The sequence below is a fragment of the Bradyrhizobium murdochi genome (genome assembly GCF_000472965.1).
Lineage (GTDB): Bacteria > Pseudomonadota > Alphaproteobacteria > Rhizobiales > Xanthobacteraceae > Bradyrhizobium > Bradyrhizobium murdochi.
Genome location: NZ_AXAU01000004.1, coordinates 314,585 through 329,485 on the forward strand (window position 1 = coordinate 314,585; position 14,901 = coordinate 329,485).

The 14,901-nt window shown below is 63.3% G+C and carries 14 protein-coding genes; 7 read left to right on the forward strand and 7 right to left on the reverse strand.

What is annotated here, in order from left to right; all coding sequences use genetic code 11:
* Positions 1 to 64: 64 nt before the first annotated feature.
* Positions 65 to 2,218: a catalase/peroxidase HPI gene (katG, locus tag YUO_RS0114165; RefSeq protein ID WP_028347862.1), complete on the reverse strand. Its 2,154-nt coding sequence runs from the start codon at positions 2,216 to 2,218 to the stop codon at positions 65 to 67.
* 103 nt (positions 2,219 to 2,321) lie between these two features.
* Between katG and YUO_RS0114170 the strand changes: the two genes are divergently transcribed.
* The 3 genes from YUO_RS0114170 (at position 2,322) to YUO_RS0114180 (ending at position 4,509) form a co-directional block, all read left to right on the forward strand.
* Positions 2,322 to 3,260: a LysR substrate-binding domain-containing protein gene (locus YUO_RS0114170; protein ID WP_028347863.1), complete on the forward strand. Its 939-nt coding sequence runs from the start codon at positions 2,322 to 2,324 to the stop codon at positions 3,258 to 3,260.
* A 29-nt stretch (positions 3,261 to 3,289) separates the two neighbouring features.
* Entirely contained in the window at positions 3,290 to 3,745 is a 456-nt protein-coding gene (locus tag YUO_RS0114175; RefSeq protein ID WP_028347864.1) for a GNAT family N-acetyltransferase, read from the forward strand.
* Positions 3,746 to 3,912: 167 nt separating this feature from the next.
* The gene (locus tag YUO_RS0114180) at positions 3,913 to 4,509 is read left to right on the forward strand and encodes a glutathione S-transferase family protein (RefSeq protein ID WP_028347865.1); all 597 of its coding nucleotides are present in this window, start codon (positions 3,913 to 3,915) and stop codon (positions 4,507 to 4,509) included.
* Positions 4,510 to 4,659: 150 nt separating this feature from the next.
* On the opposite strand, the gene fabI is transcribed toward YUO_RS0114180, so the two are convergent.
* The 3 genes from fabI to fabA form a co-directional block, all read right to left on the reverse strand.
* The gene (fabI, locus tag YUO_RS0114185) at positions 4,660 to 5,460 is read right to left on the reverse strand and encodes an enoyl-ACP reductase FabI (RefSeq protein ID WP_028347866.1); all 801 of its coding nucleotides are present in this window, start codon (positions 5,458 to 5,460) and stop codon (positions 4,660 to 4,662) included.
* 172 nt (positions 5,461 to 5,632) lie between these two features.
* Positions 5,633 to 6,856, reverse strand: a complete 1,224-nt coding sequence (gene fabB, locus YUO_RS0114190) for a beta-ketoacyl-ACP synthase I (protein WP_028347867.1) — start codon at positions 6,854 to 6,856, stop codon at positions 5,633 to 5,635.
* A gap of 61 nt (positions 6,857 to 6,917) precedes the next feature.
* On the reverse strand, positions 6,918 to 7,442 hold the full coding sequence (gene fabA / locus YUO_RS0114195) for a 3-hydroxyacyl-[acyl-carrier-protein] dehydratase FabA (RefSeq protein WP_028347868.1): 525 nt from the start codon (positions 7,440 to 7,442) through the stop codon (positions 6,918 to 6,920).
* Between the two features lie 357 nt (positions 7,443 to 7,799).
* On the opposite strand from fabA, the gene irrA reads away from it, so the two are divergent.
* Positions 7,800 to 8,270, forward strand: coding sequence for an iron response transcriptional regulator IrrA (irrA, locus tag YUO_RS0114200; RefSeq protein WP_051379439.1), 471 nt, complete (start codon positions 7,800 to 7,802; stop codon positions 8,268 to 8,270).
* Between the two features lie 139 nt (positions 8,271 to 8,409).
* On the opposite strand, the gene YUO_RS0114205 is transcribed toward irrA, so the two are convergent.
* On the reverse strand, positions 8,410 to 8,937 hold the full coding sequence (locus YUO_RS0114205; RefSeq protein WP_028347870.1) for an SH3 domain-containing protein: 528 nt from the start codon (positions 8,935 to 8,937) through the stop codon (positions 8,410 to 8,412).
* A gap of 343 nt (positions 8,938 to 9,280) precedes the next feature.
* On the opposite strand from YUO_RS0114205, the gene YUO_RS0114210 reads away from it, so the two are divergent.
* Positions 9,281 to 10,282 (forward strand): 2-hydroxyacid dehydrogenase, encoded by a 1,002-nt coding sequence (locus YUO_RS0114210; protein WP_028347871.1) that lies wholly within the window; start codon positions 9,281 to 9,283, stop codon positions 10,280 to 10,282.
* Between the two features lie 107 nt (positions 10,283 to 10,389).
* On the opposite strand, the gene YUO_RS0114215 is transcribed toward YUO_RS0114210, so the two are convergent.
* Positions 10,390 to 11,349 carry a LysR family transcriptional regulator gene (locus tag YUO_RS0114215; protein ID WP_028347872.1) on the reverse strand — a complete coding sequence of 320 codons (960 nt, stop codon included), beginning with the start codon at positions 11,347 to 11,349 and terminating at the stop codon, positions 10,390 to 10,392.
* A 120-nt stretch (positions 11,350 to 11,469) separates the two neighbouring features.
* On the opposite strand from YUO_RS0114215, the gene YUO_RS0114220 reads away from it, so the two are divergent.
* Entirely contained in the window at positions 11,470 to 12,462 is a 993-nt protein-coding gene (locus tag YUO_RS0114220; RefSeq protein ID WP_028347873.1) for an aldo/keto reductase, read from the forward strand.
* A 62-nt stretch (positions 12,463 to 12,524) separates the two neighbouring features.
* Here the strand turns inward: YUO_RS0114220 and YUO_RS0114225 are convergent, their stop codons facing one another.
* Positions 12,525 to 13,328, reverse strand: coding sequence for a HesA/MoeB/ThiF family protein (locus tag YUO_RS0114225; protein ID WP_028347874.1), 804 nt, complete (start codon positions 13,326 to 13,328; stop codon positions 12,525 to 12,527).
* A 149-nt stretch (positions 13,329 to 13,477) separates the two neighbouring features.
* Here YUO_RS0114225 and YUO_RS0114230 point away from each other — a divergent pair, with 149 nt between their 5' ends.
* On the forward strand, positions 13,478 to 14,857 hold the full coding sequence (locus tag YUO_RS0114230) for a serine protease (RefSeq protein WP_028347875.1): 1,380 nt from the start codon (positions 13,478 to 13,480) through the stop codon (positions 14,855 to 14,857).
* Positions 14,858 to 14,901: the final 44 nt, after the last annotated feature.

Here is a 14,901-nt window from a genome sequence, read left to right on the forward strand (position 1 = left end):
TCATGTGAAAAGGGCGGCCTCTCGGCCGCCCTTTTTTGTTTTCCGGATAGCTCTCTTGTCAGGATCAGGCGATGTCGAATCGATCGAGATTCATCACCTTGATCCACGCCGCCACGAAATCCTTGGCAAACTTCTCCTTCGAGTCCGTGCACGCATAGACTTCCGCGAAGGCGCGGAGCTGTGAGTGCGAACCGAAGATCAGGTCGACGCGGGTGCCGGTCCACTTGACGGCATTCGTCTTGCGGTCTCGGCTCTCGTATACGCCGTCGGAGCCGGCGGGCTGCCATTGCGTGCCCATGTCGAGCAGATTGACGAAGAAATCGTTCGTCAGCGTGCCGGGCTTTTGGGTGAACACGCCGTGCTTCGACCCGCCGAAATTGGCGCCGAGCACACGCAGGCCGCCGACGAGAACCGTCATCTCGGGCCCCGTCAGCCGTAGCAACTGCGCCCGGTCCACCAATGCTTCCTCAGGCTTCATGAACTGGTGCTTCTTGGCACTGACGAAGTTGCGGAAGCCGTCGGCACGCGGTTCGAGCGGGGCAAAGGATTCGACGTCGGTCTGCTCCTGCGACGCGTCCATGCGACCCGGCGTGAACGGCACCTTGACGTCCAGTCCGGCGTCCTTGGCGGCTTTTTCGACCGCCGCGCAGCCGCCGAGAACGATCAGGTCGGCAAGCGAAACCTTCTTGCCGAACTCCTTCTGGATCGCCTCTAACTTCTGCAGCACGGTCTTGAGCTCGGCCGGCTGGTTGACCTCCCAGTCCTTCTGCGGGCTGAGGCGAATCCGCGCGCCGTTCGCGCCACCGCGCTTGTCGGAGCCGCGGAACGTCGAGGCCGACGCCCATGCGGTCGAGACGAGCTGGGACACCGACAGGCCGGAGGCGAGAATCTTCGCCTTCAGCGCGGCGATGTCCTGCTCGCCGATCAGCGGATGATCGACCGCCGGAATCGGGTCCTGCCAGATCAGCGTTTCCTTCGGCACCAGCGGGCCGAGGTAACGCGCGATCGGGCCCATATCGCGGTGCGTGAGCTTGAACCAGGCACGCGCGAACGCATCCGCGAACTGGTCCGGATGCTCGTAGAAGCGCCGCGAGATCTTCTCGTAGGCCGGGTCGAGGCGCAACGACAGGTCGGTGGTCAGCATGGTCGGCACATGCTTCTTCGACTTGTCGTAGGCGTCCGGGATCGTGGCTTCCGTCCCTTTTGCCTTCCACTGCTTCGCGCCAGCCGGGCTCTGCGTCAGTTCCCATTCGTTTTCGAACAGGTTCTTGAAGAACAGATTGCTCCACTTGGTCGGCGTTTGCGTCCACGTGACTTCAGGGCCGCCGGTGATGGCGTCGGGGCCGACGCCCGTGCCATGCTTGCTCTTCCAGCCGAGGCCCTGATCCTCGAGCGCACCGCTTTCCGGCTCCGGGCCGACCAGTGACGGGTCGCCGGCGCCGTGGGTCTTGCCGAACGAGTGGCCGCCCGCAATCAGGGCGACGGTTTCCTCGTCGTTCATCGCCATACGGAAGAAGGTCTCGCGGATATCCTTGGCCGCCGCGATCGGGTCCGGATTGCCGTTCGGCCCTTCCGGGTTGACGTAGATGAGGCCCATCTGCACGGCGCCGAACGGCTCGGCGAGCTGGCGTTCGCCGCTATAGCGCTCGTCGCCGAGCCAAGTGCCCTCAGGCCCCCAGAACAGCTCCTCGGGCTCCCAGACATCGGGACGGCCGCCGGCGAAGCCGAACGTCTTGAAGCCCATCGATTCCAGCGCGACGTTGCCGGCCAGAATCATCAGGTCGGCCCATGAGATCTTCCGACCGTATTTCTGCTTGATCGGCCACAACAGCCGGCGCGCCTTGTCGAGATTGGCGTTGTCAGGCCAGCTATTCAGCGGCGCGAAGCGCTGCTGACCGGCGCCGGCGCCGCCGCGGCCATCCGTGATGCGGTAGGTGCCCGCGCTGTGCCACGCCATGCGGATCATCAGGCCGCCATAGTGACCGAAGTCGGCCGGCCACCATTCCTGCGAGTCCGTCATCAACGCGTGCAGGTCCTTGATCACGGCATTGAGGTCGAGCGTCTTGAATTCCTTGGCGTAGTCGAACGCCTCGCCCATCGGATCGGAGAGCGTGGAATTGCGGTGAAGAACCGACACGTCCAGCGCGTCCGGCCACCAGTCGCGGTTCGTGCGCGCGCGATTGCCGCCCGAGAACGGGCATTTGGTCTTGTCATCCATGATTGTCTCCTGAGGTCGCTTCCTGTTCGGATTGGAAGCACTCTAAGCAGTGCCTTCCATCAGGTGAAGTTGATTTTAATGATCGATACGATAAGATATTCTGATGCTACAGATCACGCTCCGACAGCTCCGCTACTTCGATGCGCTGGCGCGTCACGGCCATTTCGGACGCGCCGCAGACGAGTGTTCAATCTCGCAGCCGGCGCTGTCGATGCAAATCAAGGAAATGGAAGAGGTCCTGGGCGGCGTGCTGCTGGAACGAAGCGCGCGACAGGTGACGCTGACGAAATTCGGCGAAGAGATCGTCCAGCGTGTCCGCGACATCCTGCGCTCGGTCGATGAACTCGGAGATTTTGCCCGTGCCTCGCGTGACCGGCTCGCAGGGCGCTTACGCATCGGCATGATTCCGACGATTGCGCCCTATCTTTTGCCGAAGGTGATCGAGCATCTCGCGCGCCTGCATCCGGAGCTCGACATTCACGTCCGTGAGACGCTAACGCCGAAGCTGATCAAGGAAGTTGTCGAGGGCCGGCTCGATACCGCGATCGTTGCGCTGCCGGTGTCGGAGCCTTCGCTGACCGAGGTCGCGTGTTTTTCCGAGAATTTCCTGCTGGTGCGGCCGGGCGAGGATGAGGGCACGCCGGTGCCGAGCCACGACACGTTGCGCGAAATGCGGCTCTTGCTGCTCGAGGAGGGCCACTGCTTCCGCGAACAGGCGCTGTCGTTCTGTAACATGCAGTCCTCGCCGCCGCGGGAAGTCCTGGACGCGAGCTCGCTGTCGACACTCGTGCAAATGGTCGGCGCCGGCATCGGCGTCACCCTGATTCCGGAAATGGCGGTCGCGGTGGAAACCCGCTCGGCGCCGGTCTCCGTCGCCCGCTTCAGGAATCCGCAGCCGTCGCGAACCATCGGCATGGTCTGGCGCAAGACGAGCCCGCTCGCCGGACAGCTCCAGCAAATCTCCGAAGTGGTCTGCCTCGCCGCCGACGCATTGCGCGAACAGCGCAAGACGGGATCGTCATCACGGAAAGCGCGGGCCTGACGAGCCGGGCATCTTGGGAGACGTCGACCATGTCACAACCGATCATCCGCCTCGCCCGCGCCGACGAGTACGATGAGGTCGCCCGCATCTGGATGGAGAGCTGGGTCTCGACCGGATTGGAGGATGCCAGCGATGCCCTGCTAGCAAAGTTGCGCGCGCGTGTCCCGATGGAGGTGGAGAAGGGCTGGAGCCTTTACGTCGCCGACGACAACGGGAAATTGGCGGCGATGCTCGCGTTGCATCTTTCAGATCGCTATCTCGACCAGTTGTTCGTCGCACCGGAATATCAGGGCAACAGCGTCGGACGCCAACTACTCGCCTTTACGCGCAAACATCTGCCGGACGAAATCTGGCTGCGCTGCGTGCGAGAGAACGAAAAGGCCTGGCGCTGGTACGAGCGCGAGGGCTTTGTGTTCGAGAAGGAAGAGGTCGAACCGATGACCGGCCGCTTCATGAAATATTATCGCTGGCGAAAATCGGCGTGAAGGCCATCGCTCGGCTTGCGGACGGGGCCTGCATGCTGCGCGAAATGAAGTTGACCAACATATCGTTGGAGCACGGCTCGTTAGTTCCAGGCGTAGTGCGTTGCCAATTCGCGGTAGACGCGCAATGAACAAGCGCTGTTCGTCCACGTCGAAGAAAGGTTCGTCCCATGATCCAACTCTACTGGTCGCCGCGCTCCCGCTCGTTCTCCGCGATCTGGCTGCTGGAAGAAGCCGGGCTGCCTTATGAGCGCGTGCTCACCGACATCACCACGGGCGCGCAGAAGGCGCCGGAGTATCTAGCGATCAATCCGATGGGCAAGGTGCCGGGATTGAAGGACGGCGACGCCGCGCTCGGAGAAGCGGCCGCGATCTGCGCCTACATCGCCGACCGCTATCCGGAAACCGACCTTGCGCCGGCCGCCACCGATCCGCTGCGCGCAAGATATCTGCAGTGGCTGTTCTTCTCGCCGAGCTGCATCGAACCGGCGCTGATCCAGCTCTTCACGAAGCTGGAGGTGCCGTCGAGCACGGCGTCATGGGGCAGTGCGACCCAGACGTTCGACGTGCTCGATGCCGCCCTGCAGAAGGGCCCCTGGATTCTCGGAGAGAAATTCTCCGCCGCCGACATCATGCTCGGCTCGGGGCTGAATTTCGCGGTGCGGATGTTCAAGATGGTGCCGCCACGGCCGTCATTCGACGCTTATATCGACCGCTGCGCGGCGCGTCCGGCCTTCCAGCGCGCGGAGAAGATCGCGGCGGGGTGAGGCGCCGCCGTTGTCGTCACCCGCGAAGATCGTAGGGTGGGCAAAGGCGCACTTGCGCCGTGCCCACCATCTATCGCCAGACCTTCTCCTGAATGGTGGGCACGCTGCGCTCTGCCCACCGTACGGACCGACTCCATCCGGGCTACAATCCTACTCGCCCTTCAGCTCTTCGGGCCGCGGCATCGAGATCACGTTGTAACCGGAATCGACGTAGTGGATTTCGCCGGTAACGCCGGTCGAAAGGTCGGACAACAAATAGAGCGCCGAGTTGCCGAGTTCGTCCAGCGTTACTCCACGCCCGAGCGGCGAATGCTTCTGCATGAACGCAAACATCGCACGAGAATCGCCGATGACCGCTCCTGCAAGGGTTCGCACGGGGCCGGCCGAGATCGAGTTAACACGAATTTTTCGCCCACCGAAATCGGCCGCGAGATAGCGCACCGAAGCTTCCAGCGCGGCCTTGATCACTCCCATGACATTGTAGTTCGGCATCACGCGGGTGGAGCCGCCGAACGTCAGGGTAATGATCGAGCCCCCCGATTCGGGCATCAGATCGGCAGCACGCTTCGCCGTCTCGGTGAAGGAAAAGCACGAGATGACCATCGAACGGGAAAAATTCTCGCGCGTCGTGTCGGCATAGCGGCCGCGAAGTTCGTCCTTGTCGGTGAAGCCGATGGCATGGACAAGAAAATCCAGATGGCCCCACTTGGCTCGCAGAGTTTCGAACACCGCATCAACGCTGGCGATATCTTCGACATCGCAAGGCAACACGATGTCGGCGTTCAGCGATTGCGCCAGCGGCTTGACGCGCTTGCCGAGCGCCTCGCCCTGATAGGTGAAGGCGAGTTCGGCGCCCTGCGCGTGAAGCGTCTTGGCGATCCCCCAGGCGATCGAATGATCATTGGCGACGCCCATGATCAGCCCCCGCTTTCCCTTCATCAGGTCTTGCATTCGCCTACGCTCCACTCATTTCGTTGATGACATCACCCGCGAAGGCGGGTGATCCAGTAATGCGAGGATCAGAGATTATCACGAGCGCCGCGGCGTACTGGATGCCCCGACGGAGCCTCTCATGGCTCGCCGAAGGCGAGACCCGGTGGCGGGCATGACAACCAATTAAAAGCTACGCATCCAGCCGCTTGAACACCAGCGTGGCGTTGGTGCCGCCGAAACCGAAGGAGTTCGACAGCACGGTGCCGAGCTTGGCGTTGTCGATGCGCTTGCGCACGATCGGCATGTCGGCAAACACCGGATCGAGTTCGGTGATATGGGCGCTCTCGCAGACGAAGCCGTTGTTCAGCATCAGGAGCGAATAGATCGCCTCCTGCACGCCGGTAGCGCCGAGCGAATGGCCGGTCAACGCCTTGGTCGCCGAGATCGGCGGGCACTTGTCGCCGGTGCCGAACACCCTTCGGATCGCCTCGATCTCCGGCGGATCGCCGGCCGGCGTCGAGGTGGCGTGCGGATTGATGTAGTCGATCGGCGTCTTCACCGTCGAGATCGCCATGCGCATGCAGCGCTCGGCGCCTTCGCCCGACGGCGCCACCATGTCGTAACCGTCCGACGTCGCGCCATAGCCGACCAGTTCGCCGTAAATGCGTGCGCCGCGCGCCTTGGCACGTTCGAGCTCTTCCAGCACCACCACGCCGGCGCCACCGGCAATGACAAAACCATCGCGGCTGATGTCGTAGGGACGCGAGGCCGTCGCCGGCGTGTCGTTGTATTTGGACGACATTGCGCCCATGGCGTCGAACAGCACCGACAGGGTCCAGTCGAGCTCCTCGCAACCGCCGGCGAAGATCACATCCTGTTTGCCGATCTGGATCGTCTCATAGGCGTTGCCGATGCAATGGTTCGAGGTCGCGCAGGCCGACGAGATCGAATAATTCACACCCTTGATCTTGAACCAGGTCGCCAACGTCGCCGAGGCCGTTGACGACATGCCCTTCGGCACCGCAAACGGGCCAATCCGCTTCGGGCCCTTGGTGCGCGCGATGTCGGCCGCTTCTACCAGCGTCCGCGTCGACGGTCCGCCCGACCCCATGATGATGCCGGTGCGCTCATTGGAGACTTCGTTGGGTTCAAGGCCGGAATCGCGGATCGCCTGCTCCATCGCGACGTGATTCCAAGCCGCTCCTTCGGCGAGGAATCGCATGGCGCGACGATCGATGACGTCAGCGGGATTGAGTGTTGGCGCGCCCTGCACCTGCGAGCGAAAACCGAGTTCGGCGTGCTTTTCCGCGCGCGTGATGCCGGATTTTGCCTCGCGAAGGCTCGCAAGCACTTCCTGGGTGTTGTTTCCGATGGATGAGACGATACCCATCCCCGTGATGACAACCCGCCTCATGATCGCCTCGCCTTGCCGTTTACGTGTTCTGTGAAGGTTTGCTGCTGCTTGATCGCGTTGCTCAGCCGCCCGGCGCGAAGCCCTGCTTGAACAGCCCGACCTTCAGATCCTTGGCGCGATAGATAATCTCGCCATCCATGGAAAGCCAGCCGTCGCCGACGCCGAGCACCAGCTTTGAACGCATCACGCGTTTCATGTCGATGTTGTACACAACCTTGCGGGCGTTCGGCAGCACCTGGCCGGAGAACTTCAGTTCCCCGAGCCCTAGCGCCCGGCCGCGTCCCTCGCCGCCGATCCAGCCGAGGTAAAATCCGACCATCTGCCACATCGCGTCCAGGCCAAGGCAGCCCGGCATCACCGGGTCATTCTTGAAATGGCAGCCGAAAAACCACAGGTCCGGCTTCACATCGAGTTCGGCGCGGATCAGACCCTTGCCGAACTCGCCGCCCTTGTCGGTGATCTCGGTGATGCGGTCGAACATCAACATCGGCGGCAGTGGTAGCTGCGCATTTCCGGGGCCGAACATCTCGCCGCGACCGCAGGCAAGCAAATCCTCGTATTCATAACCGCTGCGCCGATCCAGCATCGTATTCAGCCTCACCTTAGATGTCCCGATGGAGCGCTTTTGAGCGAACCGGACCCGTTTCCCCACGGGAAGAACGTTTGTTTCCCGCAATTTGGCGCTACTTAGGGTGCTATCGGCGTTAGTCTCTGCCGATATTGCATATGTGGTCCGCGCGCTCTGTAACATAGGCATTAGGGCCCGGCAAAGCGCTGGAACGGGCTAAAACGTCCCATAGTCACGCTGGTTCCTCTTAACCTTGGGCCGGTTCTAGTTGCGAAAAACTTGCATCTACCTGATTTCCTTTTATATTGGGCAAGAATATTGCCCAAGTTAGCGCGTGTGGTACCCGAAGTGGACAGAACCGACCAAGCCTCGCCCCTGAACGACGACGGTATCGATCCGGCTGCCCGCGCCGCCGGACACCAGCCTTCGTTGACCGGCTGTCCTTGGCACGACGTCAACGAAATGCTGCAGGCCGCGGGTCTGCGGCCCACCCGCCAGCGCATGGCGCTGGGCTGGCTGCTGTTCGGCAAGGGTGCCCGCCATCTGACTGCGGAAATGCTCTACGAAGAAGCGACGCTTGCCAAGGTTCCGGTGTCGCTGGCCACCGTCTACAACACGCTGAATCAGCTCACCGACGCCGGCCTGTTGCGCCAGGTCTCGGTCGACGGCACCAAGACCTATTTCGACACCAACGTCACCGCGCATCACCACTTTTATCTCGAGAACAACCACGAGCTGGTCGACATTCCCGATCCGCACCTGGTGCTGTCGAAGATGCCCGACGTGCCCGAGGGCTACGAGATCGCCCGCATCGACATGGTCGTGCGGCTGCGCAAGAAGCGCTGACTCTTCTGGTTTGAAAATTCGTAGGGTGGGCAAAGGCGCGTTTGCGCCGTGCCCACCATCTATCCAACGCCGCTGAAGAAATGGTGGGCACGCTTCGCTTTGCCCACCCTACAGTTCTGCGCACGACGCGCTGGCGGCCTCACTCCACCCTCTCGTCCGCATACACGCCCCACAGGCGCTGCTGCTCGATCCAGCCGTCAAAGCCGTTGCCGACGATGCGGCACCAGCCATTGGCGCATTTCTTGACTTGCGCGACGACGCCGGCCTGCAGGCGGGCGGCAACCGCGCTGGTCGGATCGGGACTATCGTACAGCGACGCCAACTCGTTCTTGCTCTTCATGGTGACGACCGCAGTGCGGCGGCCGGACAGCAGCGAATGATAGACCCAGCCCTCGGCGCCTTCGGAATCGCGCACGCGCCGCCAGTTCTCGAACTCAGCGGTGATTTCGACCGGCAGGCCGGAGCGGGTATAGACCCAGGCGACGTCGTTGTCCTTGGTAGGACCGGCCCGCACATTCACATGATCGGATTTGAGGCTGACATAGCGTGGCACCGGGAGGCCGCTCGTGGTGGTGGCCGAATCCTTGGCCGAAAACCCTGTGCTGACGGAAGCGACCAGCCAGCACGCCGCCAGCACCGCTACCGAACAGAAACGCCCCAACGCCATCAACCCGTCTCCTGCCGAGCCACACCCAACTCGAATTCTCCGAGTTGAAACCGCCCGCTAACGCCCGAAACCCCAGACCCCGTGCCCCGCTTTGGCCGCACCCGGCTTGCGACGGCCGAGGGTTCTTGTCTTGGCCCGGTCTTCTGATAGAGAGGACGGAACGCCTAGAACCAGAACGCCCGGATTTTCCGCCGAGAATCCGAGGCAAGTATTGGGGAACCCAAGGGACCTACCTCAGCAAACAGCCGGATACCGAGACCGCGTGGCCATCGCAGTGTCGAACAACCGGGTTAATGAGGTCTGAACGGCGCGCCTCTGCGCACCTCCCTCATGAGAGCAGGACATGTCGATCAAGAAAAAACCTCTCGTCGTCGTCACTCGCAAATTGCCGGACTCGATCGAGACCCGGATGCGCGAGCTGTTCGACGCGAGGTTGAATCTCGACGACACGCCGATGACGCCGCAGCAGATTGCCGAAGCCAGCCGCTCGGCCGACGTGCTGGTGCCGACCGTCACCGACATGATCAGTGAGGAAATGCTCAAGCACCCTGACTGCAAGCTGCGCATGATCGCCAATTTCGGCAACGGCGTCGACAATATCGACGTCACGGCGGCACATGCGCGCGGCATCACGGTGACCAACACGCCGAAGGTCCTGACCGAAGACACCGCCGACATGACCATGGCGCTAATTCTCGCAGTACCGCGGCGACTGATTGAGGGCGCGACGATCCTCCCCGACGGCAAGAACTGGCCCGGCTGGTCGCCGACCTGGATGCTGGGCCACCGCATCGGCGGCAAGCGCCTCGGCATCATCGGCATGGGCCGCATCGGCCAGGCGGTGGCTCGCCGCGCGCGCGCCTTTGGCCTGCAGATCCACTATCACAACCGCCGCCCGGTGGCGCCTATTATTGCCGAGGAACTCGGCGCGACCTATTGGGAAAGCCTCGACCAGATGCTGGCGCGGATGGACATCATCTCGGTGAACTGTCCGCACACGCCGGCGACCTATCACCTGTTGTCGGCCCGGCGGCTCAAGCTGATCCGCAAGGACGCCTATATCGTCAACACCGCGCGCGGCGGCGTGATCGACGAGGATACGCTGATCAAGCTGCTCGAAGCCGGCGACGTCGGCGGCGCCGGGCTCGACGTCTACGAGCACGAGCCTGCGGTCAATCCGAAGCTGGTGCGGCTCGCCAAAGCCGGCAAGGTGACGCTGCTGCCGCATATGGGCTCGGCCACCATCGAAGGCCGCGTCGAGATGGGCGAGAAGGTGATCATCAACATCCGGACCTTCCTCGACAACCACAAGCCGCCGGATCGCGTACTGCCCAGCATGCTGTGAGCGGGAGGCTTCAACGAAGTCGTCCCTGCGAAAGCAGGACCCATAACCACAGGCCTGTGGTTACGACAAGCTGGGCCCAAGTTCTTTCCGACAGGCAACATCGGTGGTTATGGGTCCCGGCTCGCGCTTCGCTTGGCCGGGACGACGGGAAATTTTTCGCTCCTCCGCCGCTCCCGCTTCCGCCATTCCGCGACGAAAGCCACGAACGCGGCAAGCGCCGGCGGCGGCTGGCGACGGCTCGGATAATACAAAAACGGTCCCGGAAACGGCGGGCACCAGTCGTCGAGCACGCTGACCAGCGCGCCCGACTTGATGCCGTACCGAACATAACCTTCGAACGTCAACCAGAAGCCCACCCCGTCATGGACGGCGCGCAACGCCAGGCCCAGATAGGTCGCGACCAGCTTGGCCGGCGGTGAGACCTTCACGACGCGGCCCGCTTTCTCGAACTCCCAATCCAGCATCGCGCCGCTGCCGAAGCGGGTGCGGATACAGGCGTGGTCGAGCAGATCCTTCGGCGCTTCCGGTCGACCATGCTGAGCAACATATTCCTTCGACGCCACCACCGCGTAACGCTGCGGCGCCCCGAGCGAGACCGCGATCATGTCCTGCGCCAGATGTTCGCCATAGCGCACGCCGGCGTCGAACCCGCCGGCGACGATATCGACAAACGCACTCTCACCGACGATCTCCAGCTCGACCTTGGGATGCTTCTCGAGAAACGGCGCGACCATCGGCGCCAGCACGAGGTCGATTGCCGGCGGCGGCGCGTTGATGCGCAGACGCCCCGACGGCACAGCCCGCAGGCCGCGCACCTGATCGAGCACCGCACCGACATCCGATAGCGCCGGGCCGACACGCCCCAGCAACAACTCGCCGGCTTCGGTGAGGGCTACGCTGCGCGTAGTGCGATTCATCAGGCGCACGCCGAGCCGCTCCTCCATGTCGCGCAGCCGCTGGCTGAGACTTGAGACGGAGACGCCTTGCTCGATCGCGGCACGGCGGAAATTCCGGGTGCGCGCCACGGCAACAAAAGCATCGAGGTCGCGGAGGTCGATATCCTTCATTGTTCGGTATAGTGAACAAGCTATTTGAAATTGTCCACCTTACCGGTTCAGTCGAGAAGGTTCATATCAGCCTCGTCATCACGGGCGCAGATCCGGCGCCGATTACGAGGAGAAACCGCCATGGAAACACGCAAACTCGGCGCGACGGGGCCAACCGTCTCCGCCATCGGCCTCGGCTGCATGGGCATGTCAGACTTCTACGGCCCGGCCGACCGCAGCGAGAGCATCGCCACCCTCCACGCCGCACTCGATGCCGGCATCACACTGCTCGACACCGGCGATTTCTACGGCATGGGTCACAATGAAATGCTGATCGGCGAAGCGCTTGCCGCGCGCGGCCGCGATAGCGTCCAGATCAGCGTCAAGTTCGGCGCGCTGCGCGATCCTGCAAAGAACTGGTCCGGCTATGATAGCCGCCCGGCGGCGATCAAGAATTTCCTCGCTTATTCGCTGCAGCGGCTGCGCGTCGATACAATCGATATCTACCGACCGGCACGGCTCGACCCGGACGTACCGATCGAGGAGACAGTCGGTGCGATGGCCGACATGGTGAAGGCCGGCTGGATCAGGCATATCGGCCTGTCGGAAGTCGGCGCGGAGACCATCCGCCGCGCCCATGCGGTGCACCCGATCACCGATCTGCAGATCGAATACTCGCTGATCTCGCGCGGCATCGAGGACGACATCCTGCCGACCTGCCGCGAACTCGGCATCGGCATCACGGCCTACGGCGTGCTGTCGCGCGGGCTGATCAGCGGACACTGGACGGCCGATCGCGGAACCAAGGATTTTCGTGCCATGAGCCCGCGTTTCCAGGGAAGCAATCTCGACGCCAATCTGGCGCTGGTGGACTCATTGCGTGCGATTGCAAGCGATCTCGGCGCCTCCCCTGCACAGGTCGCGATTGCATGGGTCGCCGCGCAGGGCAACGACATCGTGCCGCTGGTCGGCGCCCGCCGTCGTGACCGTCTCGCCGAGGCGCTCGGCGCGCTCGATGTGAAACTGACGCGGGCTCACTTGGCCGCACTGGCCGAGGCGTTTCCGCCCGGCGTGGCGGCTGGCGCGCGGTATCCGGAGTCGCAGCTTGCGCATATGGACAGCGAGAAGCGCTGAACCACTCCCTCTCCCGCTCTTGCGGGGGAGGGCCGGGGTGGGGGTGGCGCCACGCAGGGACTCTACGCCGCGTGCCCGCTCAAGTCGGTGATGACAGGTCCATCGCCGTTGAGCGGGTTTTGCGGATCGCGTGCGTAGCGCAGGGTTTCAAACCGCATCGCACGTGCATCGACCATCACCAGTCGACCGACCAGGCTCTCGCCGAAGCCGACGATCTCGCGGATCGCTTCCAGCGCCATCATAGAGCCCAGCATGCCCGCCAGCGCGCCCATGACGCCGGCCTCAGCGCAGGCCGGTATGGTGCCGGGGGGCGGCGGCTCGGGAAACAGGCAGCGATAGGTCGGATTGAAGTGGCCGTCGGCGTCCCGTTCATGCGCCCGGATCGTGGTCAGCGATCCGTCGAACATCCCGAGCGCCGCCGTGATCAGCGGCTTGCCGGCAAAGAAGCAGGCATCGGACACCAGATAGCGGGTCTCGAAGTTGTCGGAGCCGTCGAGCACGAGATCGTAATCGTCGATCAGCGACATCACGTTCCCTGCATCGAGACGCACCCCATGCGCCTCGAAACGAACATGGGGATTGAGCGCATGAACCGTCTCCGCGGCGCTGTCGACCTTGCGCCGCCCGATGTCGGGCGTGGCGTGGATGATCTGCCGCTGCAGATTGGACAGCGAGACGATGTCGTCATCCACAGCGCCGAGCCTGCCGACACCGGCCGCCGCCAGATACATCAGGACGGGCGCGCCAAGTCCGCCGGCGCCGATCACCAGCACAGACGCCGCTTTCAAGGCGGCCTGTCCGGGACCGCCGACTTCGCGCAGCACGATATGGCGGGCGTAGCGTTCGAGTTCGTCGGCGCTCAGCATGGTCGTGTGCCGTCCTTCCTTCGCTAGCAAATCCTCATGGTGAGGGGATGATCCCCCTGAACCGAGGCGCGGTTGTTGCCGACTAAGCAGATGTGCTTAATTGGCCGGCCGTCAATGATCGCATTCTCCTTATTCTGCCGGGATTTGTCATGAGATTGGTGCTTTCAGCAACATTGACGATCGCAGCCTCGGTTTTTGTGATCTCCGGGGCCGCCGCGCAGGAGCAAATGACGTCACCTTCCACGGCGGGCGCCAAGCCGAAGCAAGTCACGACGGTGCCGATCCGTCCCGCGCTGCAGAAGCCGGAGGACACCGCGAAGGCCTTGGGCCAGGCCGAGCGGCTGGCGCTGCAGTCGGACCTCGCCTGGGTCGGGCAATATAACGGCGCCATTACCGGCGACGTCAGCGAGCGCATGGTCAATGCGATCAAGGAATTCCAGAAGTCGCGCGGGGCCAAACCAACCGGCGTGCTCAATCCGCAGGAGCGCGGCCTCCTCGCCGATACTGCCAGGAAAAAGCAGGAGAGCGTCGGTTGGAAAATCGTCATCGATTCCGGCACTAGCGCGCGGCTCGGCATTCCCACCAAGCTGGTGCCGCAGCAGGCCAGCGACGCCAACGGCACCAAATGGACGTCACCAACCGGCACGATCCAGATCCAGCTTTCGCGGCGCAAGGAAACCAATCCGACCACGGCAAAACTCGCCGAGCGCGAGAAGAAAGAGCCGGGCCGCAACCTCGATTACACCGTGGTCAAGCCGGATTTCTTCGTCCTGTCCGGCCTGCAGGGCCTGAAGAAGTTTTATATGCGCGGCACCTTCAAAGGCGACGAGGTCCGCATCCTCACCATCATGTACGACCAGGCCACCGAGAACACGGTCGAGCCGGTCGTGATCGCGATGTCGAGCGCGTTCAATGCGTTTCCGGCGGTCGCGCAAACGGCGGGGCCTCCGCCGCGCAAGACCGTGGAGTACGGCACCGGTGTCGTCGTCGGCGACGATGGCGCGATTCTGGCCGACCGCCAGATCACCGACGGCTGCCTCACGGTCGCGATCGCAGGGTTCGGCAATGCCGATCGTGTCGCCGAGGACAAGGAGCACGATTTGGCGCTCTTGCGCATCTATGGCGCGCGCGGGCTGAAGGCGCTCAATCTCGCCACTGCCGCCACCAAACCGGCGCTCGACCTCACCGGCATTGCCGATCCGCAGAACCAAGGTGGCGGCTCGGCGGTGACCAACACCAAAGCGTCGGTGGCCCAGCTAGGCGGCCGCAGCGACATCACGCTGACGCCCGCGCCGGCGCTCGGCTTTTCCGGCGGGCCCGCGCAGGACGACGACGGCAAATTCGCCGGCATCGCGCTGTTGAAGCCGGTTCAAGTGGCGGGACCTACCAATGGCGTGCCGGCGGCGCAAGCGATGCTGGTAACCGCCGAAACCGTGCGCGACTTCCTCAAGGCCAACGGCATCAACGCGGCTGGCGGATCGACGGACGCCAAGGCGTCGGTGGTCCGCGTGATCTGCGTCAGGAAGTAGGAGCTTGTGTCCCGGACGCGGCGCAGCGCGTCAGCGGTGCGCCT

Excerpts from the sequence above, each read along its gene's own strand:
- katG (WP_028347862.1), bottom strand. The coding sequence starts at position 2,218 with ATGGATGACAAGACCAAATGCCCGTTCTCGGGCGGCAATCGCGCGCGC.
- YUO_RS0114170 (WP_028347863.1), top strand. The coding sequence starts at position 2,322 with ATGCTACAGATCACGCTCCGACAGCTCCGCTACTTCGATGCGCTGGCG.
- YUO_RS0114175 (WP_028347864.1), top strand. The coding sequence starts at position 3,290 with ATGTCACAACCGATCATCCGCCTCGCCCGCGCCGACGAGTACGATGAG.
- YUO_RS0114180 (WP_028347865.1), top strand. The coding sequence starts at position 3,913 with ATGATCCAACTCTACTGGTCGCCGCGCTCCCGCTCGTTCTCCGCGATC.
- fabI (WP_028347866.1), bottom strand. The coding sequence starts at position 5,460 with ATGCAAGACCTGATGAAGGGAAAGCGGGGGCTGATCATGGGCGTCGCC.
- fabB (WP_028347867.1), bottom strand. The coding sequence starts at position 6,856 with ATGAGGCGGGTTGTCATCACGGGGATGGGTATCGTCTCATCCATCGGA.
- fabA (WP_028347868.1), bottom strand. The coding sequence starts at position 7,442 with ATGCTGGATCGGCGCAGCGGTTATGAATACGAGGATTTGCTTGCCTGC.
- YUO_RS0114205 (WP_028347870.1), bottom strand. The coding sequence starts at position 8,937 with ATGGCGTTGGGGCGTTTCTGTTCGGTAGCGGTGCTGGCGGCGTGCTGG.
- YUO_RS0114210 (WP_028347871.1), top strand. The coding sequence starts at position 9,281 with ATGTCGATCAAGAAAAAACCTCTCGTCGTCGTCACTCGCAAATTGCCG.
- YUO_RS0114215 (WP_028347872.1), bottom strand. The coding sequence starts at position 11,349 with ATGAAGGATATCGACCTCCGCGACCTCGATGCTTTTGTTGCCGTGGCG.
- YUO_RS0114220 (WP_028347873.1), top strand. The coding sequence starts at position 11,470 with ATGGAAACACGCAAACTCGGCGCGACGGGGCCAACCGTCTCCGCCATC.
- YUO_RS0114225 (WP_028347874.1), bottom strand. The coding sequence starts at position 13,328 with ATGCTGAGCGCCGACGAACTCGAACGCTACGCCCGCCATATCGTGCTG.
- YUO_RS0114230 (WP_028347875.1), top strand. The coding sequence starts at position 13,478 with ATGAGATTGGTGCTTTCAGCAACATTGACGATCGCAGCCTCGGTTTTT.